Here is a 23,174-nt window from a genome sequence, read left to right as displayed (position 1 = left end):
TTACGACGTAAGGTTGGTCAAGACCTGAGCCGGCTATCCAGGCCGTCGAGGAGCAGATCGAGCCCGAACTCGAACTCCGTCTGGTCGTCGCACCAGCCCAGCGTGGAGTCCGGGTCGTCGTGCGCGACCTCGCCCAGCATCGCGACGAGGAACGGCAGGTCGGCGGCGAGCTCCGACGGCAGGGCCGCGGCGTCCCCGCTGCCCGGGTCGAAGAGCTCCTGGGAGAACCCGAGCGCGCGGCTGCCCAGCGCGTGCAGTGCGTGGTGGATCAGGTCGTAGGAGAACCCGCCGTCGTGGAGCAGCCCGACCAGACGATCGTGGTAGCGCACCACCTCGAGGCTCATCGCGGTCCGGGTCGCCAGCAGGCGCGGCGCCCAGCGGTGCCGCAGCAGCACCTCACGGGAGGTGAGGATCCGCTCGCGGACGGCGCTCCTCCAGTCGTCCCGTGGTTGCAGCTGGTCGACGGCGTCGTTGATCTCCCGAGCCACCAGGTCGACCGCACCGTCGAGCAGGGCGTCCTTGCTGGCGACGTGGTGGTACAGCGACATCGCCTCGGCGCCGAGCTCGTCGCCGACCCGCCGCATGGTCACCGCGTCGATGCCGTCCGCGTCGGCGACGGCGATCGCGGTGAGGAGCACACGCTCGCGACTCAGCGGCAGCCTCTGCTCGGGCGCCCGCGCCGGTTCGGCCGTCAACGACACCACCCCTCTCTCCCCGGATCGTAAGGCGCCCAGAGGCGCATATCCGCTTCGATCCTGCGGCACCTGCCCCTACGCTGCGAGGCGCCCGATCTGGGCGTGCCCCCCGCGAGCCGGAGACGACGGTGCTGATCCGACCCGAACGCCCCCACGACGTCGACCCCATCGATCGGCTGACCATCGCTGCCTTCGAGCCGCAGTGGTTCAGCGACGGTTCCGAGGCACCGATCATCCGGTCGCTGCGGGCGTCCGGCGACCTGACGCTCTCGCTGGTGGCGGAGGCCGACGGCGACGTCATCGGGCACGTCGCGTTCTCGCCCGTGACGATCGACGGGTCGCACGACGGCTGGTTCGGGCTGGGGCCGATCTCCGTCCGGCTCGACTGGCAGCGGCGGGGTATCGGCCGGGCACTCGTCGCTGAGGGTCTGCGCCGGCTGCGGGACCGCGACGCGCGCGGCTGCGCGCTGATCGGCGACCCGGACATCTACGGCCGCATGGGCTTCACGAGCGACGGCGCGCTGTCGCACCGAGGACTGGACCGGTCCGTCGTCCAGCACGTCACCTTCTCGGGCCCGCCGCCGCGTGGCGAGCTGCAGTTCGCGCCCGCGTTCGACGCTACGGGTCACTGAGCGTCAGCCCGGCCCGGCAGGGTGGGCGAGAACGTAGGCCCGGGAGATCCTCTGGGGGACCACCATGCGCCACGCGTCGACGACGAGCTCGCGCGCCTCCGCCCGATCCAGCGCCGCGAGGTCGGCGTGCACCCAGTTGAACCGCAGGTCGGACTCCTCTGGCAGGTGGAACTTGACGGGGTCGCTCGCCACGAGCGCCGCCCGCTCCTCCCTGGGGAACGCGAAGCCCATGACCCGCTCGTCGAGGGAGAACGCGACGTAGACGATCTGCTTGACGCGGAACTTCAGCCGGCCGCGCACGTAGACCGGAGAGGACCGCTCGAGCTCGGTGCCCAGCGATCGGACATCCTCGAGGACAGCCATGCCTCATGTCATACACCAGCCCGAGGCGGGTCCTGGCTCCTCGGCCAGCTCGGCATCGGCGACAAGGACCAGGTCGGCGTCACCTCCTTCGGATGATGACCTGCGCGCTCGGCGACAGGCAGTCTGTCGGCCATGAGCAGTGAGTCCCGAGCTCCGTGGGCGCGTCCCGTCGACGGGAAGGCCTGAGATGGGTGCTGAGCGTGAGCGGGTGGCGGGCTTCGGTCGGCTGGAGGACGGGTTGCTGCAGGCCAGCGACTGGTACCTGTGGGGGCCGTACCTGAGCGAGCGGCAGTGGGGCACCGTCCGTGAGGACTACAGCCCGGACGGCGAGGCCTGGGACCACTTCCCGCACGACCACGCGCGCTCGCGGGCGTACCGGTGGGGCGAGGACGGCATGGCCGGCTTCAGCGACGTCCAGCAGAGGCTCTGTCTGTCGCTGGCACTCTGGAACGGTCGCGACCCGATCCTCAAGGAGCGGATGTTCGGCCTGACGGGCAACGAGGGCAACCACGGCGAGGACGTCAAGGAGTACTGGTGGTTCACCGACGCCCTGCCCAGCCACGCGCTCAACCGATGGCGGTACCACTACCCGCAGCGGGAGTTCCCGTACGCCGACCTGGTGACGGAGAACGGCCGCCGGGGCAAGCACGAGCCCGAGTACGAGCTGCTGGACACCGGGGCGTTCGACCAGGACCGGTTCTGGGTGGTCGAGGTGGAGTACACGAAGGACGGCCCCGACGACGTTCTCATGACGGTCCAGGTCACCAACGCCGGTCCGGACACCGAGGTGCTGCACGTGCTGCCGACGGTCTGGTTCCGCAACACCTGGTCGTGGGACCTCGACCAGCCCCGTCCCGGGCTGCGGGCCGGCGCCGGTGCATCGATCGAGATCGACCACCCCGAGTTCGGGGACCTGGAGCTCGTCGTCGGGCCGGGTCCCGACGGGTCCGTCCCGCCACGGCTGTTCTGCGACAACGACACGAACGCGGCCATGCTGTTCGGTGCCGACGACTCCCCGGCGTACCCGAAGGACGGCATCAACGACCACGTGCTGCACGGGGCGGCCACGGTCAACCCGGACGGAGCGGGGACCAAGGCGTCCGCGTGGTACCAGGTGGAGGTCAGCTCCCAGGACACCGTGGAGCTGCGGCTGCGCCTGCGGCCGCGTGGCGGCCCCGCCGGGGCGTTGGGCGAGTCGTTCGACCGGGTCACCGCGCTCCGCCGCGCGGAGGCTGACGAGTTCTACGCCGAGCTGACGCCCGCGGGAACCACCGCCGACGAGGCCCTCGTGATGCGGCAGGCGTTCGCGGGCATGCTCTGGTCCAAGCAGCTGTACAGCTACGACGTCGCGCGCTGGCTCGACGGGGACCCCGGGCAGCCACCGCCGCCGGAGTCGCGCAAGACGGGCCGCAACAGCCGATGGCGCAACTTCGATGCGTTCGACATCATGTCGATGCCGGACACGTGGGAGTACCCGTGGTTCGCGGCCTGGGACCTCGCGTTCCACTGTGTCGCGCTCGCGCACGTCGACCCGGCCTTCGCCAAGTACCAGCTGATCCTCATCTGCCGTGAGTGGTTCCAGCACCCCAGCGGTGCGCTGCCGGCCTACGAGTGGTCGTTCGACGACCTCAACCCGCCGGTCCAGGCGTGGGCAGCGCTCGAGGTGTTCGCTGTCGATGGTGGGACGGACCTCGACTTCCTGCGCCGGGTGTTCGACAAGCTGCTGGTCAACTTCACGTGGTGGGTCAACCGTGAGGACTCCGACGGCTCCAACCTGTTCGAGGGGGGCTTCCTGGGTCTGGACAACATCGGTCCCATCGACCGCGACAAGCTGCCGGTGGCGGGGACGCTCGAGCAGTCCGACGCGACGGCCTGGATGGCCCTGTACTCGCTGCACATGGCCACGATGGCGCTGGTCCTGCACCGGCAGGGTGGTCAGCCGACGCAGGACCTCACGATCAAGTTCCTGGAGCACTACGCGCTGATCAAGAACGCGCTCGACGACCAAGGGCTGTGGGACGAGCCTGACGGGTTCTTCTACGACCGCATCGAGCTCGACGACGGCGAGCGCATCCCCGTCAAGGTGCGCTCGATGGTCGGTGTCCTGCCGGTGCTCGCCGGGGTCGTGATCGACGAGCCGCTGATCCGCCGCCTCGAGCTCCTCGGCAAGAGCTTCGCCGACCTGCTGGGCTCGGAGCCTCATCTCGCACCCGACGCGGGCATGATCCGTGGCACCCCGGGCGATCGTCGGATGCTGATCGGCGTGGTCGGCGTCGAGCGGATCGAGCGCCTGTTCCGACGACTCTTCGACGGGGCGGAGTTCCTGTCGCCGTACGGGCTGCGCGCGGTCTCCGCCGCGCACCGGGACCATCCGTACGTCCTCGACATCGGCGAGCTCAGGGCGAGCATCGACTACGAGCCCGCGGAGTCGACGACCGCGATGTTCGGCGGCAACTCCAACTGGCGAGGCCCCGTCTGGTTCCCCCTGAACTACCTGCTCGTCAGCTCGATCAGGGTCTACGGCACGTTCTTCGGCGACGAGGTCCGGATCGAGTACCCGACCGGGTCCGGCGAGCACCTGAGCCTCACGGAGATCGCCGACGACCTGCGGAGGCGGCTGATCTCGCTCTTCACCCTCGACGGCGACGGCCGGCGGCCCTGCTACGGGTACGTGAGCCAGTTCCGCGACAACCCTCGCTGGCAGGGCCTCGTGCAGTTCAACGAGTACTTCCACGGGGACGACGGCGCGGGCCTCGGCGCCACGCACCAGACCGGGTGGACGGGGGTCGTCGCGGACCTGGTCCGCCGCCGGCCGGGCTCGGGCGTCGCCTCGCTGAGCGACCTCCTGCACACGGTCGGGCTGGTGCCCGTGGACGACCGGCCCATGGGCGGCCGCCCGCCAGGCTGAGGGTGGGCGCCCGGTGCCTGCAGCCGTGCCGGCGCGGTCAGTCAGAGTGCGGCGTCCACCACGCGTCGTCGGAGCGGCGCCATCGCTCCTGCGACCCGCTTGGGGCGGGGCGGTCGTTGAGCCAGTACGTCTCGTCGGGGTTCCAGCCGGCCATGACGGAGCTGGTGTCTCGTTCGACCGCAACTCGTCGACCGGCTGTGCTGAGGTAGCCAGCCGTGGTGACGTGGACCGCGTCGAGCTGCTCGGCGACGCCTACCCAGTCAGGGACCACCCAACGGTCGGTCGCACCGGTGGTGCGGAACCAGTCGTGACGCCTCGACGCGGTGACCTCGAGCGGGAAGCGGCGGCACAGCTCCGACCACGCCCACGCCCGGTCCACCTCGTAGACGTTCGCCGCTGCCGGGACGGCGATCGCTTGCACCGACGCCTCCTTCCAGCTCCAGGCGTCCTCGACCAACCGCAGACCGACGGGCCCATGTCGGCCGAGGCGGCGCGTGGTTCGCGTCAGTGCACGCGGTGGGGTGGACCACCACGTTCCGCTGAAGTTGGCTCGCGGATCAGCGGGGCGGTCCCGGTGCGCCCTGACTTCCTCCTCGACCGTGCGCTCGCGCCAGCGAGCCAACATCACGTCGGTTCCCTCGTCGGATGGCTGCGCTTGCGGGTCGTCGAAGACCACGCTCGCCTGCGCTGTGCGCTCGACTGGGGTCGCCCACCACGCCACCAGCTCGGACGAGGCGACCGAGGCGGCGATCCGCACCAGCGAGGTGCGCACCGGCGAGACCGCGGCGAGCAGGTCCTCACCGTCCGGCTCCTGCCAGTACCGCGCGCTGTCGACAACTGCTTGCAGCGCGACGAGCAGGACATCGGCGTCGAGACCGTCGAGCGGCAGGGCATCCAGCAGGCGGGCGACCTCCGCGGGCGTGGTGCTCTGCTCGGCAGCGACGTCCGGTTCTCCGGCAGAGATGCGCCACATCATCCGTGAGGTGCCCGCGCCTGGATCGAGCTGGTAGGCGCAGGAGAGGGTCGCGCTGAGGTACTCGTCCCCCTGGTCGGTGCCCGTTGCGCGTGCCAGCGTCGCCGCGATCTCCAGGCACAGGCGTCGCCCGCGTGGTCCGACCATCAGGTCGTCGCGTTCGATCACGAGTTCACCGTAGATCCCCCAGGTGGCCGCCTGGCCGTTCGCGGAGCCGACCTTCGGATGGCGCACCGCGGCGCGGGCGCCGACGATGGAACCGAACCAGTCCGCGACGGTCCGGGCAATGCAGGAGGGTGACCATGAGCGACACACCGCAGGACCCGGACGCCGGCGTGCAGGAAGGCGGCTACGGGTTCCCGAGCCTCGAGCAGGAGGTCACCCCGGAGGTGCTCCACCCCAGTGCGGAGTCTGGCGAGGACAGCGGTGACGGGTCGACGCCCGGCGAGGTCGAGGACGACCCGTCGGCGGGCGAGCCGAGCGACTGAGGGAACCCGACGTCGATGCCGGCGGCCCTGTACGGCTACCTGAGCTATCGGGACGCCCCCGCCGCGATCGCGTGGCTCGAGGCGCTCGGTTTCCGGGTGGTGAGTCGTCAGGACGGACCCGACGGCACGGTCCAGCACGCCGAGCTGCGGCTCGATCGCGCGGTCGTGATGGTGGCGAGCTTCGACCAGAGCTATGAGACCCCGGGACTCCACGACAGGTCGGTGGGCCGGGGCTTCTACCTCCACACCGACCGGGTCGAGGAGCTGTACGACAGGGCGCTGGCCGCGGGCGGTCGGGCGGTGTTCCCACCTGAGGACACCGAGTGGGGATCGCGGCGCGCGCGCGTGCTGGACCCCGGCGGTCACGAGTGGTCGTTCGGCACCTACGAGCCGGGAAACGCCTGGTAGCGGCCCGGACGCGACGACGCCGGCCCGTCACAGGTTGACGGGCCGGCGTCGTCGGCCGAGGTCAGCCGATGTCGCCGCGCCAGGCGCCGGTCTCCGAGCCGCGCTCGACGATGAACGTCCGGAACCGCTCGAGGTCGGCCTTGACCTGCCGGTCGTCGACGCCGACGGCGGCGCCGATCTTCTCGACGGCCGACTCCGGCTGCCAGTCGATCCGGGCGGCGACCCGGGTGCGGAAGTCGTCGAGCTTCTCGAACGTGACGGCGCCCGCGTGGGTCGTGCCGTCGACGCTCCGCCAGGCGACGCGCTGGTCAGGATGCTGGTCGACGATCTCGGCGTCGAACTCACGCGTCACGCCGCCGATCGAGGTCTTCCAGTGCGTCAGCCGGTCGCTGACCTGCCTGACCTCGTCGACTCCGCCCATGAACCGGGGGAACTCCTCGAACTGGGTCCACTGGTCGTACACGGTCCGGATCGGGGCCTCGACGTCGACGGTCTGCTCGATGGTAGCCATGCCGTTCTCCTCCTTCGTGGGGTGGGGATTCGGTCCCTCGACGCTACGAAGCGATCGGCGTGCTCGCACGTCGGGACCGGGTGATCACCCGGAAGGGCTACGTCCACCGTCAGGCGTTGACCTCGATGTAGGTGGTCAGCGGGCTCTCGACCGAGCTCGGCCGGGGCGTCCTAGTGTGCTGCGCGTGGATCTCTCACACCTGGGCACGCCAACGGGCCCGATGACCCGCGTCCACGGCGGGTTCGCCCACCGGATGTTCCGGCTCGACACCGACCAGGGGTCGTTCGCGGTGAAGGAGCTGAACCGCGACGACCGCCGCTCGACCTCCCCGGTCGAGGACGTGTTCCGGCTGGAGTGCGCGGCCTTCGCGGCCGACATCCCGATCCCCGAGCCGATCTCGGCGAGCCCGGACCTGCTCGTGCACCGGTGGGTCGAGGCCGAGCTGGTGCCTGAGGCGCCGGTGTCACCGGCCTTCGGGTTCGAGATCGGGGGGATCCTCGCGCGCGTCCACGCGCTCGACGTGGCGTGGACGCCGGCTGTGGCCGACGACCCGCCGGCACGGGACTGGGCCGAGCTCGCGGAGCGCGCCGCGGCGACCGGGCAGCCGTGGGCCGACGAGCTCGCCGCGCGCGTCGGGACGCTGCTCGCGATCGCCCAGCTCGTCGGCGCCTGCGAGCGGCCGGGGCCGGTCGTGCTGACCCACCGCGACATCCACCCGTGGAACCTGCTCGCTCGGGAGGGTCGGCCGGTGGTGCTCGACTGGGAGCTCGCGGGGAAGCTCGACCTGGCCGGCGAGCTCGGCTCGACCGCGCTGAGCCTGGCGAAGGGACCCGGGTTCGACGACATCGATCCCGCCGCCTTCCGCTCGGTCGTCGACGGCTACGTGGCCGCGGGCGGGGCGCTCCCGGCGCCGGGTCCGGCCTGGTTCGTGCACACGATCGGCGGCTGGTTGGGCCACACGAGGTGGAACGTCCTGCGATGCCTCGCCGGTGTCGAGGCGAGCACCGGCCCCGAGCTCACGCTGTCGCACGAGGTCGTGCGCGACGGCCTGCACGGTCTCCCCGAGCTGTACGGCCGCCTCGGAGAGCTGCAGACGTTGCTCCTGTAGCCGCACCCGTCAGGCACGAGCGGGGTCGGCCGCCCACGAGGCGAGCAGGCACAGGCGGTCCGCCGAGGGTGAGCCGGGTTCGGCGGTGTAGACCAGGAGCACCTGACCCGGCTCGGCGGTGATGGCGAGCTCCTCGTAGGCGAGCGTGAGCTCGCCGACCACGGGGTGATGGAACCGTTTCGTCCCGGCGCCATGGGTGCGGACGTCGTGTGCGCCCCACAGCCGGCGGAACGTGTCGCTGCGGGTCGACAGCTCGCCGACGAGATCCTGCAACCCCTTGTCGTGCGGGTCGCGCCCGGCCTCGGCGCGCATGATCGCGACGCACATCTCGGCGAACAGGTCCCAGTCGGGGTAGAAGTCGCGCGCGGCCGGATCGAGGAACTGGAACCGCGCCAGGTTCGGCGTGCGGCCGCCGTCACCGATGACGGGCGAGTAGAAGGCCCGGCCCAGCGCGTTGGTCGCCAGCAGGTCCTGCCGCTGGTCGCGCACGAACGCGACCCCGTCGGTGATGGCCGACAGCGCCCACTGCAGGCTGGGCCGCGGCGTCGACGACCGGGCCACCCGACGGCGGGGTCTGCCCGAGGACGGGATGCCGTCGGCGGCGCGGGCGAGGTCGAACAGGTGCGCGCGCTCCGTGTCGTCGAGCTGCAGCGCCCGCGCCACGGCATCGAGCACCGACGCCGACGCACCGCCGATCGCGCCGCGCTCGAGCTTGGCGTAGTACTCGACGCTCACGCCGGCGAGGGCCGCGACCTCGCTGCGCCGCAGTCCGGGGACCCGCCGGTTCGTCCCTCCGACGACGCCGGCGGCGTCGGGCGTCACCTTCGCGCGTCGCGTCATGAGGAACTCGCGCACGTCCGCTCGGTTGTCCATGGTTCCGACGGTAGGCCGGGTGACGCTCGGGAGGGAGTCCGTGCGGTGGGGTGTACCGCCGGTACACCCCACGTCAGGGACTCCCCGCAGCCCGCGACGTCCGGTTGCCTGGTCGACATGCCCCCTGAGTCCCGACCCGCACGCCTGGACCCGACCCGCCACCTGCCGACGCTCCTGCTGCTCCTGACGGTGTTCGGTCCGATCTCGATGGACCTGTACCTGCCCGCGCTGCCGGCACTCACCGCCGAGCTCGGGGCGGCGACGTCGACCGCGCAGCTGACCGTGACGGCGTGCCTGGTCGGCCTGGCCCTCGGCCAGCTGGTCGCCGGGCCGCTCTCCGACCGGCTCGGGCGGCGACCCGTCCTGCTGGTCGGCGTGGTGGCGTACGTCGTCACGTCGCTGCTGTGCGCCGCGAGCCCGAGCGTCGAGCTGCTGATCCTGGCCCGGCTGGTGCAGGGGCTGGCCGGTGGCGTCGGCATCGTCATCGCGCAGGCATCCGGCCGGGACGTGCTCAGCGGCGACCGGTTGATGCGGTTCTACGGGCAGCTGACGGTCGTCGGCGGGCTCGCCGCCGTCGTCGGTCCGTTGGCCGGCGGACAGCTGACGACGCTCACCGACTGGCGCGGGATGTTCGTCGTCCTGGCCGCCGTGGGCGTCGCCCTGCTGCTGGCGGTCCTGGCGCTGTTCCCCGAGACCTTGCCGGCCGGGCGGCGGACCACCGGCGGGTTCGCGCAGACGGCCCGCGACTACCGCCTGCTGCTGGCCGACCGGACCTACCTGGGCGCCGTGCTCAGCCAGGGGTTCGTCTACGCGGCGCTGTTCGCCTACCTCGCCGGCGCCACCTACGTGCTGCAGGGCATCTACGGGCTGTCCGCGCAGGGCTACGCGCTCGCGTTCGGCCTCAACTCCGCCGGCTACATGGTCTTCGGCCACCTCGCGGGCCGCTGCTCGGCGCGGTGGGGGGCGCGTCCCACCCTGCTGGTCGGGACGGCGATCGCCGGCCTGGGCGCGGCCGGTCTGCTGTTCGCCGGCCTGGTCGCGGTCCCCGTCGGCGTGGTCGTCGCCGCGCTGTTCGTGCTCGCCGCGGGCGTCGCCTTCAGCTCGCCGCCCGCGACGACCCTCGCCCTGGCCGGGTACCCGCAGATCGCCGGCACCGCCTCGTCGCTGCTCGGCATGGTCCGGTTCGGCTTCGGCGGGATCGCCGCCCCGCTCGTCGGCGTCGCCGGCGCCGCCAGCATCCTGCCGCTGGGCCTCGTCACCGTTACGTCGCTCCTGCTGGCCGCCGGGACCTTCCTGGCCCTCACCACCCGACCCCACGCGGGCCGGTCCACCACCCCCGCCGTCGCGCTCAGCGCGCAGCGGTAGCACCCGAAGAGAAAGGCACCACCATGCGCGCAGTCGTCATGTACGCCCCGGGCGACGTCCGGGTCGACGAGACCGAGCGGCCGACGATCGTCGAGCCGACCGACGCCCTCATCAAGCTGTCCGCCACCTGCATCTGCGGGTCCGACCTGTGGCCGTACCGCGGTGCCGACGACGTCGACCACCAGCCGATGGGCCACGAGTACGTCGGCGTCGTCGACGAGATCGGCTCGGCCGTCGTGAACCTCAAGGTCGGCGACTTCGTCGTCGGGACCTTCTTCTCGTCGGACAACACCTGCGAGATCTGCCAGGCCGGTTATCAGACCCACTGCGTGCACCGCGGACCCGGTGCGGTCCCCGGCGCCCAGGCGGAGTACGCGCGCATCCCGCACGCCGACGGCACGCTCGTCGCGACCCCCGGGATGCCGGACGACGACCTGATCCCGTCGTTGCTCGCGGCCTCCGACGTGCTGGGGACGGGCTGGTTCGCCGCCGTCGCCGCCGAGGTCGGGCCGGGCAAGACGGTCGCCGTCGTGGGCGATGGCGCGGTCGGCCTGCTCGGCGTGCTCGCCGCCAAGCAGCTGGGAGCGGAGCGGATCATCGCGATGTCGCGCCACGCCGACCGGCAGGCCCTGGCCCGTGACTTCGGCGCGACCGACATCGTCGAGGAGCGCGGCGACGAGGGTGTGGCCCGGATCAAGGAGCTGACCGGCGGCCTCGGGGCGCACTCCACGATCGAGGCCGTCGGCACCCAGGAGTCGATGATGCAAGCCATCCGCGCCACCCGGGCCGGCGGGCACGTGGGCTACGTCGGCGTCTCCCACGACGTCGCGCTGCCCGGCGAGGAGCTGTTCTTCTCGGGGGTGCACCTGCACGGCGGTCCCGCGCCCGTGCGCCGCTTCCTGCCCGAGCTGATCCGGCTCATCTGGGACCGGACCATCGACCCGGGCAAGGTCTTCGACCTGACGCTGCCGCTCGAGAAGGCCGCCGAGGGCTACCAGGCGATGGACGAGCGCCGCGCCACGAAGGTGCTGCTCACTCTGTGACGGGCTTCTTCAGCTCCTCGGCGAGCATGACGAGGATGCCGCTCGGGCCGCGCAGGTAGGTCAGCTTGTAGACGTCCTCGTAGGTGGCCACGCCGCGGAGCGGACCGTACCCGTGCCGCGCGGCGATCTCGAGGGCTTCGTCGATGTCGTCGACGGAGAAGGCGACGCGATGCATGCCGATCTCGTTCGGGAGCGTGGGCTCGGTCTCGATCGCCTCGGGATGGATGTACTCGAAGAGCTCGAGGCGACCGTGGCCGTCGGGCGTCTGGAGCATCGCGATCCTGGCGTGGTTCCCGTCGAGCCCGACGGCGGTGTCGGTCCACTCGCCGCTCACCGTGTCGCGGCCGAGGACCGTGAGGCCGAGGTCGGTGAAGAACGCGATGGTGGCCTCGAGGTCGCGCACGGCGATCCCGACGTTCTCGAGCTTGATGGGCATGCCTCGCATGCTAACGAGCGGCCCGTTCGCCCTCCCGGCGGCGCGGATCGGCCTAGCCTGCGGGGGAGGCTGACCGACGAAGGGAGTGGCCTGTGTCCGAGAGCACCCTCGAGGCGCTGGGCGGGGGCGCGCCGCCGGCCGCGCAGTTCGGGCACGACGCCCTCATCGCCTGCGACAACCTCGTGCGGATCTTCCAGTCGGGCAGCGTGGAGGTGCAGGCCCTGCAGGGTCTCGACCTGCTGGTCGACGAGGGCGAGATGGTCGCGGTCGTCGGCGCCAGCGGGTCGGGCAAGTCGACGCTGCTGGCGGTGCTGTCCGGCATGGACGCCCCGACCGCCGGCCGGGTGCGCGTCGGTCGCTGGGACCTCATGGCGATGCACGCCCGGGACCGGGTCGCCTACCGCCGCCAGATGGTCGGCTTCGTGTGGCAGCAGACGTCGCGCAACCTGCTGCCGTACCTGACGGCCCGGCAGAACGTCGCGATGCCGATGACCGTGCCCCGTCGGCAGCGGTCCGCGCGGGCCGACGAGCTGCTCGACCTGGTCGGCGTGGGGCACGTCGCGGACCGGCAGCCGCAGGAGATGTCCGGGGGTGAGCAGCAGCGCGTCGCCATCGCGACCGCCCTCGCCAACGAGCCGCAGCTGCTCCTGGCCGACGAGCCGACGGGCGAGCTCGACACGGCCACGGCGCAGGAGGTGTTCGACGCGCTGCGCACCGCCAACCGCGAGTCCGGCACCACCGTCGTCGTGGTCACGCACGACCCGGCCGTCAGCTCGCTGGTCGAGCGGACGGTCGCGATCAGGGACGGGCGCACCAGCAGCGAGGTGCTGCGTCGCGACGCGGGCGGCGACGTGACGCACGAGGAGTACGCCGTCATGGACCGGGCCGGCAGGCTGCAGGTGCCCCGCGAGTACCGCGAGGCACTCGCGCTGACCCGCCGCGTCCGCCTCGCGCTGGAGTCCGACCACGTGAGCGTCTGGCCCGACGGCAGCGCGCGGTGAGCGCCGCTCCCGGCGCGGCGGTCCACGTCCGAGACGTGCACCGCACCTTCGGGAGCGGACGGGCCGCCGTGCACGCCCTGCGCGGTGTCGATCTCGATGTCGCGCCGGGTGAGCTGGTCGCGCTCGTGGGGCGCTCGGGTTCGGGGAAGACGACCCTCCTGAACGTCATCGGCGGGCTCGACCGTCCCGACGAGGGCACCGTGCTGGTCGACGGTGTCGACGTCGCCGCGCTCAGCGACGACGACCAGGCCCTGCTGCGCCGCGACCGGGTCGCGTTCGTCTTCCAGACGTTCGGCCTCATCCCGGTGCTGACGGCGGCGGAGAACGTGGGCGTGCCGATGCGGCTGCGCGAGGCGCCGGTGGCCGAGCGGGAACGCCGCGTCGAGATGCTCCTCGAGCTCGTCGGGCTGGCGCCGCACGCGCTGCAGCGGCCCGACGAGCTGTCCGGCGGCCAGCAGCAGCGGGTCGCGATCGCCCGGGCGCTGGCCGGCTCGCCCCGGCTCCTGGTCGCCGACGAGCCGACCGGGCAGCTCGACAGCGAGACCGGGCTGTCCGTGATGGCGCTGATCCGCGGCGTCGTCGAGGCCGAGGGCATGACGGCCGTCGTCGCGACGCACGACCCGGTGATGATCGCGCTCGCGGACCGCGCGGTGCGCCTGGTGGACGGTCGGCTGGTCGGGGCTCCCGCACGTGGGTGAGCTCCTCTGGCGACGCGGGCGCGCGCAGGCGGCGGTGCTGGCGACGGTGCTCGCGGTCATGGTCGCCGGCTCGGCGTTGGTCGGTGCGTGCGTGCTGCTGCTCACGGACGCCCCGCAGCGCGCCCTCCAGCTGGCGATGGTCCGCGCGCCCGGCGCGAGCGTCGAGGTGGGCGTCGCACTGGGCTTCCCGGAGGACCCGGACGACCCGGACGTGGACGAGCGCGTGGCGGCGACCGCGCGGGACGCCTCGGGCGCCGTCGCCGAGGCGTCCGACCTGATCACGGGGCCCTTCGACGGGCTCCCGACCACCGAGACGGCCTGGTCGTCGAGCGTCATGCAGTACCTGCCGCCCGACGGAGGTCCGCTGCGCCTCGGCTACCTCGCCGAGCTCGACGACCTGGAGGCGCACGGCACGCTGGTGTCGGGGCGCTGGCCGGACGCGCCCGGCGAGATCGCGCTGCCGGTCGCGGCGGCACGGGCGCTGGGGCTCGACGTGGGGAGCGAGACGGGACTCTCTGCGGTGGCCGCCGACGCGGGCGGCGGGCTCACGGTGGTGGGGACGTTCCAGCCGCGACCCGGGACCGGGTGGGCGGAGGACCCGCTGGGCGGCGCCGGCGTGAGCCCGAACTACCGCGGGTACATCTCCGCCTACGGCCCGTTCCTCGTCGCGCCGGGCGGCCTGGCCTCGAGCGAGATCCCGCTGCGCCGGGTCACCCTGCGCGTGCAGCCCGACCTCGCGGGCGCGAGCGCCGTCGACCTGACCCGGGCGGGCGCGGGGGTCGACACCCTGCGCGGCGACCTGCTCAGCGCGTTGGGCGACCGCGCCCAGAACGTCGTCGTGGACCTGCCGTTCGCCCGCACCATCCACGCCGCGCGGGAGCAGGGCGGGGTCACCGGGTCGGGTGTGCTCGCGGTCGCGCTGCTGGGCGGCGCCCTCGCCGCGACCACCGTGATCCTGGCCGCTCGCCTGGTCGCCGCCCGGCGCGCGCCCGAGGCGGCGCTGCTCTCCGCGCGCGGGACGGGCCGCGGGCGCCTGGTCGCCCAGGCCGGGGTCGAGGCCGGCGCGCTGGCGCTGCTGGCGGTCGTCCCTGCGGCCCTGCTCGCGCTGGCGCTCTACCGCGTGCTGGCCGGCGCGGTCGGCCTCGAGCCCGCCGGCATCCCCGAGGGCGGGCTTGTCCCGCTGCTCGCGAGCGTCACCGCCGTCGCCGTCACGCTCGGCGCCCTGCTCGTGCTGCCCTGGCTGCGCACCGGGACGCCCCGCGGGACCCGGGAGGACCGCGTCGGCGTGGTGGCCCGCTCCGGCGCCGACCTGCTGCTCCTCGCGCTCGCGGCGCTCGCGTTCCTGCAGCTGCGCGCGCACCGGATCGGCAGCGGCGCCACGGCCGACCCGGTGCTCGTCGTCGCCCCGGTGCTCTGCCTGCTGGCGGGGGCGGCGCTCGTCCTGCGGCCGCTCCCGCTGCTCGCCCGCCGGGGTGAGGCGCGCGCCGCGTCGGCCCGCTCGCTGACCCTGCCGCTCGCGGCCTGGGGGGTGGCCCGCCGGCCGCAGGGCGCCGCCGCGGCGTTCCTCGTGGTGCTGGCGACGGCGTGCGCGACGTTCGGCGTCGGGTTCGCCGCGACGTGGTCCCAGTCGCAGCGCGACCAGGCGGCGGCCGCCGTCGGGACGGATCTCTCGGTGCCCGCCCAGCTCGACGCGGTCGGCACGGGCGCCTCGTTGCGCGCCGTCACCGGTGGGCGGGTCAGCCCGGTGACCAGCCGGGCCATCACGCTCGGCTCCCGCGCGCAGGGCGGTGACCAGGCCGTGCAGCTCGTCGCCGTCGACACCCGGCACGCCGACGAGCTGCTGCGCGGCCGGCTCCCCGCGGCCGGCGGCTGGGCGGGCGCCACGGCGTCCCTCGCGCCGACCGACCCCGTCGGAGGCGTGCAGCTGGCCGGGACGACCGCCGACCTCGTCGTGACGGGGCACGTCGAGGACGGAGTCGCCCTCACCGCCGCCCTCAGCCTCGTCGTGCAGGACCGCGACGGCGCGCGTGCGGCGCTGCCTGCGGGAACGGTGGCGCTGGACGGCACCGCGTACGACCTCGCGGTCGCCGTGCCGGCGGACGTCCGGGTGGTGGGTGTCGACGCCCGGCTCACCGCGGTCGGCGACGCGGGCGACGCCGACCAGCAGAGCGACTCCGGGTTCGGCATCGACGTCACCCTGCGCGACGGCACGCTGTCCGGCGGCGGCCCGTGGTTCGCCGGCCGCGCGCCGACCGAGGACTACGTCGTGGCCTCGCTCACGCAGGTCACGGCAACCGAGGTGCCCGACGGCGTGCGGCTGACCCTCGAGGGCAACGCCTCGCTGCCCGGGCTGTACTGGTCGGAAGGCACCCTCACGGCTCTCGCGTTCCACCCCGTCGACGAGGTGCCCGTCGTGGTCTCGGCACGGCTGGCGGACGAGCTCGGGCTCACGGTCGGCGACGGGATGGAGCTCGCGCTCGGCCTGACCCCCGTGCGCGCGACGGTCAGCGGCATCACCTCCTACATCCCGTCGCAGCCACGCGCGCCGGCCCTGCTGGCCGACGTGGACACGCTGTCGCGCGCCGCCCTCAGCCAGGGCAGCCTCGCGACCCTGACCGATGCCTGGTGGGTCGGGGGCGCGATCCCCGCCGGTGCCGCCGAGACGCTCGAGGCCGCGGGGGTCGGTCCGGTGACGGAGCGCAGCGCCGTCGCGCGCGAGAACGCCGACGGACCCCTGCGCGCCGCGCAGCGCGCCGCGGCCGCTCTGCTCGTCGTCGCGGCCCTCGTGCTCACACTCGTCGGGACGGCGCTGCACGCCACGACCGCGCTGGAGGCGCGCGAGCTCGACGTGGCCCGCCTGCGCGGCCTCGGCGCCCCCCGCCGCTCGGTGCTCCGGTCCGTGCTCGCGGAGCAGGCGGTCCTCATCGGGGTGCCGATCCTGGCCGGCGGCCTGCTCGGCGTCCTCGCGTGCTGGGCGGTCGGCCCACTGCTGGCACTGTCGGCCCAGGGGCTCCCGCCCGTGCCGGCCGCCGTCGTCCGCTGGCCCTGGCAGGCCCAGGCCGCGACGATCCTCGCGCTCCTGCTCGGGTGCGCCGCGCTCGTGATCCCTCTGGCGGCCCGCGCGGTGCGCCGCTCGACGATCGCTCGCCTGCGGATGGAGCCGCTCGCATGAGGGCCGCCTGGCGCCGCGCCCGCGCCGACCTGTGGCCGCTGCTCGTCACCGTGCTCGTCGTGGCGCTCACAGTCGGCCTGACCGACGCGGTGCCTCGCCTGCTGAGCGACCGGGCCGACACCGCCGTCCGGACCGCCGTCGCGCAGGCCGACCCGGCCGCGGACCTGCTCGTCACCAGCACGTACGGCCCCGGTGCGTCGGACCCGACGGCCGGTCCGCTCGACACCACGGGCAGCGTCGACAGCCAGGCGGTCGTCATCGACCGCGCGCTGCCGACGTCGCTGCAACCGGTTCTCGGGCCACCCGTCGCCGCCGCGACCAGCATCGACCTCACGCTGAGCACGCCGGCGCTCCCGACCGGGGGCGTCCTGTGGATGACGTACCTGTGGGCGGGTCACGAACCCGCCGTCCGTTGGGTGGAGGGCGGTGCGCCCGGGCGTCCCGGGCCCGACGGCGCCGTGCAGCTCGCGCTGTCCGCGGAGGTGGCAGGGGTGCTCGGGGTGGGAGCCGGCGACACCTTCGCCTCCGCCAAACCCGACCACACGACCGTGCCCGTGCTGGTCACCGGCGTGTTCGAGCCGGAGGACCCGCGGGACCCCGTCTGGACCGAGCGGCCCGAGGTGCTGCGCCCGCGGGTGGTGGGACCGCAGAACGCGCCGACGACGGTGGTGGGCGGCCTGCTGTCCGCCGCGTCGCTCCCCGCGGCCCGCGCGGCGCTCGAGCCGGACGGCGTGACCCGGACGTTCCGGTTCCGGGTGGATCCGCAGGCGCTGGACTACGCCGGCTCGGAGGCGCTGGGCCGGCAGGTCGCGGCGCTGGAGGCGTCGCCGGAGCTGCTCGGGGTCACGGGCCCGGGGCCCAGCGTGACGTCTCGCCTGGACCTCCTGCTCACGCAGGCCCGGGTCCGCGTGGCGGCCACCTGGTCGCAGGCCACCGTGGTGCTCGCGGGGCTGGGGTGCGGAGCCGTGCTGGTGCTGCTCGTCGCCGCCGACCTCCTGGCGCGCCGGCGCTCGACGGCGCTGCGCACGGTCCGCGCCCGCGGCGCCTCCCTGGCCGGCATCGCCAGCGGCGCCGGCGCCGAGTCGGCCGTGGTCGTCGCGGTCGGGGCCGCGCTGGGCCTCGCGCTCGGGCAGGTCGCGGCGCCCGGCCCGGTGACCTGGTCCTGGGTCGTCGTGATCGTGACGGTCGGCGTCCTCGCGCCGCCCGCGTTCGCGACCGTGACGGCGGCGCGCAGCGACGTCCGCCGGGTCCCGACCGACCGGCACCGCCGCCGCCTCGCGCAGCGCGTCCGCACGGTGCGGCGGCTGTCGATCGAGGCGGCGCTGCTGGTGCTGGCGGCGGCGTCGCTGGCCGCGCTGCGCCGCCGAGGCGTCGGGTCGTTCACCGGTGCGTCGGACGTGGTGCTGGCCGCCGCGCCGGCCCTCGTCGCGGCAGCGGGTGCGCTGCTCCTGTGGCGGACCGTCCCGCTGCTGCTGGACGGCGCGCTGCGCGTCGCGCGCAGGTCCCGCAAGGCCGGGCCGCTGCTCGCCGTGGCGCGGGCCCGCTCGACGGGTGCCGTGCTCCCCTTCGTGGCTCTCGTGGTGGTCACCACCCTGGTCGCCCTGTGCGGTGCGCTCGCCGGCACCGCACGCGCCGGTCAGGCGGACGGCTCGTGGGACGCCGTCGGCGCGGACGTCGTGGTCCGCACGACGACGCCGGACGCGTCGTTGCAGGAGCTCGCCGCCACGCTGACCGCCGCGGACGGTGTCGACGCGGTCGCGGTCGCGCGGGTGCGGGCGCAGACCCAGCTGTTCGGCGTGCGCGGCGTCGACACCGTGCAGGTGCTGGCGATCGACCCGGTGCCCTACGGCGAGCTCCTCGCGCGGACACCGTTCGGCGCCGCCCCCGAGCTTGCGGCGCTGGCGGACGCGTCCGGGGACGCGGCGACCCGGGGCGCACCCGGTCCGCTGCCCGCGCTGGTCCCCGGAGCCCTGCTGGGCACCCACCCGTCGCTGAGCTGGGCGGGCGTGACGGTCGACCTCGAGCCCGTCGGCGAGGTGTCCGCGCTGCCAGGGCAGCGGCCCGACGGGGAGCCGGCCGGTCCCACGGTCGTGGTCGACCGGGCGGCGCTGGCCGCGGTCGTGGGAGCCGTGAGCGACGAGCAGACGGTGGTCGACCCGGACACCGTGTGGGCGGTCGGCCCGCAGGCGGCCGCGGCGGCCCGCGCGGCCGAACCGAGGGCCGGTGCCCACGTGCTGGGCCGCGCGCAGTGGCTGGCCGATCAGCGGTCGGACCCGTTGGCCGGCGGCCTGCTCGCGCTGGTGGTCCTGGTCGCGGCCGTGTGCGCCGGGTTCGCGACCGTCATCGTCGTCCTCGATGCGGCGGCCTCCGGGCCCGGCCGTGCCCGCTCGCTGGCAACGGCCCGGGTGCTCGGGCTCCGCGGGCGGGACACGGCGCGGGTCGCTGCGGGCGAGCTGCTGCCGCCGACGCTCGTAGCCGCGGTGGGCGGCGTGCTGATCGGTGCGGTGCTGGTCGGCGCGCTCGTCGCACCGCTCGCGCTGCGGCTCGTCACGGGTCAGGTGAGCGATCCGGGCGTGGTGCTGCCGTGGTGGGCGTTCGTGCCGGTCGGGCTCCTCGCGGCGACCGTGCTGGTGGTCGTGGCGGTCGAGTCGTCCGCCCGCCGCCGCGAGCGGCTCGGCCAGGTGCTGCGCGTGCGCTGACCCCGGTCGTGAGGACGACCGGGGTCAGCGGCGATGCTCAGCTCATCCGATCATCCGACGCGGACGAGCTGCCACTGCTGGTTGGCGCCGTTCCAGCTGGTGTACTGCACGACGTTCGCGCCGTCCGCCGTCGAGGCGCCCTGCACCTCGAGCGCCTTGCCGCTGTTGCGGCTGATCAGCGTGGCGTACCCGTTGGAGATCGTGGCGCTCCACTGCTGGTTGGCGCCGCTGTTGTCGGTCCACTGCACGATGGCGGCGCCGTCGGCCGTGGACTTTGCGGAGACGTCGAGGTTCTTGCCCGAGAGCCGCGACCTGACCTCGTAGTACCCGTCACCCGAGCTGGTGAACTGCCACTGCTGCTGCAGCCCGTCGTTGCGCGACCACTGCGTGATGCGCGCGCCGTCGTTGGTGGCCAGGTTGTACACGTCGAGCGCCTTGCCGCTGTTGCGGTTGACCAGCACGTACCACGCGGCGGTGTCGATCGAGGTCGAACCACCACCGTTGTTGCTGCCGGCGTTGAGAGCGTTGAGGACGGAGGTGTAGGCGGGCTTCTTGTTGCCGGAGGAGTCGAAGAGCAGCGGGTTCGCGCCGGTGCGCCACGAGTCGGAGTCGCGGACGCCCCACACGGTGATGCCGGTGCAGCGTGAGACCGCGAGGCACGCGTTGGTCACGGCCGCGTACATGTTCGCCTGGTTGCTGCCCTGCTGGATGTCGAGCTCGGTGAGCTGGACGTCCACGCCGAGGTCGGCGAAGCGTTGCAGGTTGGCCTGGAAGTCGCCGGGCAGGCTGGTGCCGAGGTGGGCCTGGAAGCCGACGCAGTCGATCGGGACGCCGCGGGCCTTGAAGTCCTTCACCAGGTTGTAGATCGCGGTGCTCTTCGCGTTGATGCCGTCGGTGTTGTAGTCGTTGATGCAGAGCTTGGCGCCGGGGTCGGCAGCGCGGGCGGCGCGGAACGCGGCCTCGATCCAGTCGTTGCCCGTGCGCTGCAGGTTGGAGTCGCGACGGCTGCCGCGGCCGTCGTCGGCGAAGGCCTCGTTGACCACGTCCCAGGCGTAGACCTTGCCGCGGTAGTGGGTGGCGACCTGGGTGACGTGGTTGAGCAGGGCGCTGCGCAGGGCGCTGCCGGACATGTTCTGCATCCAGCCCGGTTGCTGACCGTGCCAGGCCAGCGTGTGCCCGCGCACGCGCTTGCCGTTGCTGACCGCCCAGTTCAGGATCCGGTCGCCGTTGGTGTAGCTGAACTGGTTCTGCGACGGCTCGGTCGCGTCCATCTTCATCTCGTTCTCGGCCGTGATCATCGAGAACTCTCGGCTGGCGATGGTGGTGTAGGTCGAGTCGCCCAACCGCCCGGCCGCGATCGCCGTGCCGAAGTACCGGCCCTTGTCCGCGGCCGACGCACCGAGCGTCGACGCCGCCTGCGCCGGGTTGGCGAGCGCCACGACCATGCCGAGCACCAGCCCGCCCGTCGCCATCAGCGCGGTGGCTCGTCGCCCCACGCGGTGGCCCGCGGGCCGTTCCGTCGTCGTTCGCATCGTGTCTCGCTCTCTGTCGGGACCGCGCGGACGCGGTCGTGGGTTCGGGCAGGCGCGTCGGTGCGACTGCCGTCAGGGCGTGGTCAGGTCGAAGCTGCGGACCGTCACGGCTCCGCCGAGCGCCTGGGTGGCGTAGTTGAAGATCCCGAACCGGTAGCCCATGAAGAACTCCCACGCGTTGTTCAGGACGAACGCCGGGCCCAGCGGCACGAACGAGGTGCCGTCGGTGCTGTAGGAGAACGTGGCCGTGCGACCCGAACCCGGCCGGATGTCGGCCGACGCCCGCAGCCAGATCCGACCGCCCGACACGGCGGCCCCCGCGCGCTCGACTCCGGTGCCGGTCGTCGCCCACGAGCTGTTCATCGTCAGGCCGTCCGTCATCACCACGCGGGTGGACCCGTTCGTCTTGACCACCCCGATCCAGGCCGACGACTGTCGGAGCATCGCGAGGCCGGACCGGTCGCCGTTGGCCATGGCCGAGGAGTCGAGCTCGACCGTCGCCGTCGACGTCGGACCCTGGATGCGGTGGGTCAGCGTGTTGCGCGCGTTGTAGAGGTCGTTCGTCACCGTGGCGGTCTGCAGCCGCAGGCCGTTGTTCACGCTGAACCGGCTGGTGTCGGGGTTGTGGTTCCACTCCCACCGCGGGCCGAGCGCAGGCCCGGTGAAGGTGTCCTTGCCGATCATCGAGGCGACCGTCTTCGACGTCGAGATGTTCGGGCGGGGGTAGCTCGCTCCCCAGCGGCCGTTGACGGTCTGCACCGACGGCCAGCCGTCGGCGCTCCAGCTGAGCGGCGCCAGGGTCGGCATGCGGCCGCCGGGGTACGCGTCGGTGAAGGCCATGTACCACCAGTCGCCGGCCTGCGTCTGGACGATGCCGCCCTGGTGCGGCACCCCACCGCCGGAGATCGGGCCGGGCAGGTCGAGGAGCACCTGCCGCATCTCGTACGGACCGAACGGCGAGCTCGAGCGCAGCACGTACTGGCCGTTCGCGGGCTTGGTGACCCAGATGTAGTAGTAGCCGTTGCGCTTGTAGAACCGGGACCCCTCGAGCGTCCCGACGCTCGACGGCGTCTGGAACACCTGCTGCGCCCGCACCTGCGCGGTGCCGTCGGCGTTGAGCTGGGCGACGCGGATCGTGCCGTTGCCGTAGGCCACGTACATCGTGTCGTCGTCGTCGATCAGCAGGCCGGCGTCGTAGTAGCAGCCGTTGATGCGGGCCTTCTTGGTCCACGTGCCGTCGACGGCGCCGGCGGTGTAGACGTACGTGCGGTTGAACTCGGTGCAGCCGAGCCAGTAGTAGGTGCTGTTGCTCTTCCGGTAGCCCAGCGTCGACGCCCAGATGCCCTTGACGTACTTGCGCCCGCCGGACAGGTCGTAGCCGCTGTCGTCGAAATCGAGCCGCGGCACCGAGTGCCCCGCGTACTCCCAGTTCACGAGGTCGTACGACCGCAGGATCGGCGCCCCGGGCGAGTAGTGCATGGTCGACGCCGAGTAGTAGTACGCGTCGCCGACGCGGATGAGGTCGCCGTCGGCGAAGTCCTGCCACACGACAGGGTTGGTGAAGGACCCGGTGGTCGTGCCGCCGCCCACCCGGACGAGCTGCCACTGCTGGTTGGCGCCACCCCAGCTGGTGTACTGCACGATGTTGCCGCCGTCCGCGGTGGAGGCGCCCTGGACCTCGAGGGCCTTGCCGCTGTTGCGGTTGATCAGCGTGACGTACCCGTCGGTGGTGTCCTGGAGGCGCCACTGCTGGTTGGTGCCGTTGTTGTCGGACCACTGGACCACCGTGCCGCCGTCGGCGGTCGACCTGTTGGCGACGTCGAGCACCTTGCCGGAGAGCTTCGACCGGAGCCGGTAGTACCCGTCGCCCGAGCTGACGAGCTGCCACTGCTGCTGCGCGCCGTCGTTGCGCGACCACTGCGTGATCCGGGCCCCGTCGGTGGTGGCCAGGTTGTACACGTCGACCGCCTTGCCGCTGTTGCGGTTGAGCAGCACGTACGACGCCGACGTGTCGACCGTGGCGGCGTCCGCCGCCGGCGCCGCGACCACCGCGAGCGCACCCGTGACCGCCACGCTCAGCGCGACGAGCGACGCCTGCCAGCGCCGCCGGGAGCGGGACGGGGGCGTGGTGCGGTCGCAATCGTTGTCGACATCGTTGTCGCTCATGGCGGTCTCCTGCTGCTGCGGCGAGGCGCCGACACGACTGCGTGTTAGCGCTAACACTCCAGGACGCCGTCACTGTGGCACACGGCGGTGCCCGTGCGACCGG

The 23,174-nt window shown here is 73.2% G+C and carries 19 protein-coding genes; 11 read left to right on the top strand and 8 right to left on the bottom strand.

The genetic code is table 11. The features are described 5' to 3' along the window. Nucleotides 1-17: 17 nt before the first annotated feature. Complete coding sequence (locus AC1DQC_RS01230) at nt 18-701, bottom strand: TetR/AcrR family transcriptional regulator (protein WP_477049528.1); 684 nt, start codon at nt 699-701, stop codon at nt 18-20. 122 nt (nt 702-823) lie between these two features. Between AC1DQC_RS01230 and AC1DQC_RS01225 the strand changes: the two genes are divergently transcribed. Next, entirely contained in the window at nt 824-1,327 is a 504-nt protein-coding gene (locus tag AC1DQC_RS01225) for a GNAT family N-acetyltransferase (protein WP_477049409.1), read from the top strand. Between the two features lie 3 nt (nt 1,328-1,330). On the opposite strand, the gene AC1DQC_RS01220 is transcribed toward AC1DQC_RS01225, so the two are convergent. Further along, the gene (locus AC1DQC_RS01220; RefSeq protein WP_477049408.1) at nt 1,331-1,690 is read right to left on the bottom strand and encodes an MmcQ/YjbR family DNA-binding protein; all 360 of its coding nucleotides are present in this window, start codon (nt 1,688-1,690) and stop codon (nt 1,331-1,333) included. 187 nt (nt 1,691-1,877) lie between these two features. Here AC1DQC_RS01220 and AC1DQC_RS01215 point away from each other — a divergent pair, with 187 nt between their 5' ends. Continuing rightward, complete coding sequence (locus AC1DQC_RS01215; protein WP_477049407.1) at nt 1,878-4,598, top strand: MGH1-like glycoside hydrolase domain-containing protein; 2,721 nt, start codon at nt 1,878-1,880, stop codon at nt 4,596-4,598. 37 nt (nt 4,599-4,635) lie between these two features. On the opposite strand, the gene AC1DQC_RS01210 is transcribed toward AC1DQC_RS01215, so the two are convergent. Further along, nucleotides 4,636-5,739, bottom strand: coding sequence for a hypothetical protein (locus AC1DQC_RS01210; RefSeq protein ID WP_477049406.1), 1,104 nt, complete (start codon nt 5,737-5,739; stop codon nt 4,636-4,638). A 134-nt stretch (nt 5,740-5,873) separates the two neighbouring features. Here AC1DQC_RS01210 and AC1DQC_RS01205 point away from each other — a divergent pair, with 134 nt between their 5' ends. Then, nucleotides 5,874-6,059, top strand: coding sequence for a hypothetical protein (locus AC1DQC_RS01205; protein WP_477049405.1), 186 nt, complete (start codon nt 5,874-5,876; stop codon nt 6,057-6,059). Between the two features lie 15 nt (nt 6,060-6,074). Then, nucleotides 6,075-6,467: a VOC family protein gene (locus tag AC1DQC_RS01200; protein ID WP_477049404.1), complete on the top strand. Its 393-nt coding sequence runs from the start codon at nt 6,075-6,077 to the stop codon at nt 6,465-6,467. 61 nt (nt 6,468-6,528) lie between these two features. Here the strand turns inward: AC1DQC_RS01200 and AC1DQC_RS01195 are convergent, their stop codons facing one another. Beyond that, on the bottom strand, nt 6,529-6,978 hold the full coding sequence (locus AC1DQC_RS01195; protein WP_477049403.1) for an SRPBCC family protein: 450 nt from the start codon (nt 6,976-6,978) through the stop codon (nt 6,529-6,531). Between the two features lie 184 nt (nt 6,979-7,162). On the opposite strand from AC1DQC_RS01195, the gene AC1DQC_RS01190 reads away from it, so the two are divergent. Then, on the top strand, nt 7,163-8,086 hold the full coding sequence (locus AC1DQC_RS01190; protein WP_477049402.1) for a phosphotransferase family protein: 924 nt from the start codon (nt 7,163-7,165) through the stop codon (nt 8,084-8,086). Between the two features lie 9 nt (nt 8,087-8,095). On the opposite strand, the gene AC1DQC_RS01185 is transcribed toward AC1DQC_RS01190, so the two are convergent. Continuing rightward, on the bottom strand, nt 8,096-8,959 hold the full coding sequence (locus tag AC1DQC_RS01185) for a helix-turn-helix transcriptional regulator (protein ID WP_477049401.1): 864 nt from the start codon (nt 8,957-8,959) through the stop codon (nt 8,096-8,098). Between the two features lie 117 nt (nt 8,960-9,076). On the opposite strand from AC1DQC_RS01185, the gene AC1DQC_RS01180 reads away from it, so the two are divergent. Together AC1DQC_RS01180 and AC1DQC_RS01175 are read left to right on the top strand one after the other, a co-directional pair. Next, on the top strand, nt 9,077-10,324 hold the full coding sequence (locus tag AC1DQC_RS01180; RefSeq protein WP_477049400.1) for a multidrug effflux MFS transporter: 1,248 nt from the start codon (nt 9,077-9,079) through the stop codon (nt 10,322-10,324). 23 nt (nt 10,325-10,347) lie between these two features. Then, a complete protein-coding gene (locus AC1DQC_RS01175) occupies nt 10,348-11,367 on the top strand; it encodes a zinc-dependent alcohol dehydrogenase family protein (protein WP_477049399.1) in 1,020 nt (339 codons plus the stop codon). On the opposite strand, the gene AC1DQC_RS01170 is transcribed toward AC1DQC_RS01175, so the two are convergent. Beyond that, entirely contained in the window at nt 11,357-11,803 is a 447-nt protein-coding gene (locus tag AC1DQC_RS01170; RefSeq protein ID WP_477049398.1) for a VOC family protein, read from the bottom strand. The genes AC1DQC_RS01175 and AC1DQC_RS01170 overlap by 11 nt on opposite strands. Nucleotides 11,804-11,895: 92 nt before the next feature. On the opposite strand from AC1DQC_RS01170, the gene AC1DQC_RS01165 reads away from it, so the two are divergent. From AC1DQC_RS01165 to AC1DQC_RS01150, 4 genes are read left to right on the top strand one after another with little or no spacing between them, the layout of a single operon-like run. Further along, nucleotides 11,896-12,804 (top strand): ABC transporter ATP-binding protein, encoded by a 909-nt coding sequence (locus AC1DQC_RS01165; protein ID WP_477049397.1) that lies wholly within the window; start codon nt 11,896-11,898, stop codon nt 12,802-12,804. Beyond that, a complete protein-coding gene (locus AC1DQC_RS01160) occupies nt 12,801-13,502 on the top strand; it encodes an ABC transporter ATP-binding protein (RefSeq protein WP_477049396.1) in 702 nt (233 codons plus the stop codon). Before AC1DQC_RS01165 ends, AC1DQC_RS01160 begins: the two co-directional genes overlap by 4 nt. Then, nucleotides 13,495-16,674, top strand: a complete 3,180-nt coding sequence (locus AC1DQC_RS01155) for a hypothetical protein (RefSeq protein ID WP_477049395.1) — start codon at nt 13,495-13,497, stop codon at nt 16,672-16,674. The genes AC1DQC_RS01160 and AC1DQC_RS01155 overlap by 8 nt, the downstream gene beginning before the upstream one ends. Next, on the top strand, nt 16,671-19,373 hold the full coding sequence (locus AC1DQC_RS01150; protein WP_477049394.1) for an FtsX-like permease family protein: 2,703 nt from the start codon (nt 16,671-16,673) through the stop codon (nt 19,371-19,373). The genes AC1DQC_RS01155 and AC1DQC_RS01150 overlap by 4 nt, the downstream gene beginning before the upstream one ends. Before the next feature lie 50 nt (nt 19,374-19,423). Here AC1DQC_RS01150 and AC1DQC_RS01145 read toward each other — a convergent pair whose 3' ends face one another. Next, nucleotides 19,424-20,905, bottom strand: coding sequence for a glycoside hydrolase family 10 protein (locus AC1DQC_RS01145; protein ID WP_477049393.1), 1,482 nt, complete (start codon nt 20,903-20,905; stop codon nt 19,424-19,426). Nucleotides 20,906-20,977: 72 nt separating this feature from the next. Continuing rightward, on the bottom strand, nt 20,978-23,071 hold the full coding sequence (locus tag AC1DQC_RS01140) for a family 43 glycosylhydrolase (RefSeq protein ID WP_477049392.1): 2,094 nt from the start codon (nt 23,069-23,071) through the stop codon (nt 20,978-20,980). Nucleotides 23,072-23,174 lie beyond the last annotated feature (103 nt).

Source organism: Cellulomonas sp. P4_H12 (assembly GCF_056400905.1).
This window is presented reverse-complemented; position numbering and strand designations above follow the sequence as displayed.

What these genes read in the sequence shown, in the direction of transcription:
- AC1DQC_RS01220 (WP_477049408.1), bottom strand. Translation starts at nt 1,690, where the DNA reads ATGGCTGTCCTCGAGGATGTCCGATCGCTGGGCACCGAGCTCGAGCGG.
- AC1DQC_RS01215 (WP_477049407.1), top strand. Translation starts at nt 1,878, where the DNA reads ATGGGTGCTGAGCGTGAGCGGGTGGCGGGCTTCGGTCGGCTGGAGGAC.
- AC1DQC_RS01205 (WP_477049405.1), top strand. Translation starts at nt 5,874, where the DNA reads ATGAGCGACACACCGCAGGACCCGGACGCCGGCGTGCAGGAAGGCGGC.
- AC1DQC_RS01200 (WP_477049404.1), top strand. Translation starts at nt 6,075, where the DNA reads ATGCCGGCGGCCCTGTACGGCTACCTGAGCTATCGGGACGCCCCCGCC.
- AC1DQC_RS01195 (WP_477049403.1), bottom strand. Translation starts at nt 6,978, where the DNA reads ATGGCTACCATCGAGCAGACCGTCGACGTCGAGGCCCCGATCCGGACC.
- AC1DQC_RS01185 (WP_477049401.1), bottom strand. Translation starts at nt 8,959, where the DNA reads ATGGACAACCGAGCGGACGTGCGCGAGTTCCTCATGACGCGACGCGCG.
- AC1DQC_RS01180 (WP_477049400.1), top strand. Translation starts at nt 9,077, where the DNA reads ATGCCCCCTGAGTCCCGACCCGCACGCCTGGACCCGACCCGCCACCTG.
- AC1DQC_RS01175 (WP_477049399.1), top strand. Translation starts at nt 10,348, where the DNA reads ATGCGCGCAGTCGTCATGTACGCCCCGGGCGACGTCCGGGTCGACGAG.
- AC1DQC_RS01170 (WP_477049398.1), bottom strand. Translation starts at nt 11,803, where the DNA reads ATGCCCATCAAGCTCGAGAACGTCGGGATCGCCGTGCGCGACCTCGAG.
- AC1DQC_RS01150 (WP_477049394.1), top strand. Translation starts at nt 16,671, where the DNA reads ATGAGGGCCGCCTGGCGCCGCGCCCGCGCCGACCTGTGGCCGCTGCTC.
- AC1DQC_RS01145 (WP_477049393.1), bottom strand. Translation starts at nt 20,905, where the DNA reads ATGCGAACGACGACGGAACGGCCCGCGGGCCACCGCGTGGGGCGACGA.
- AC1DQC_RS01140 (WP_477049392.1), bottom strand. Translation starts at nt 23,071, where the DNA reads ATGAGCGACAACGATGTCGACAACGATTGCGACCGCACCACGCCCCCG.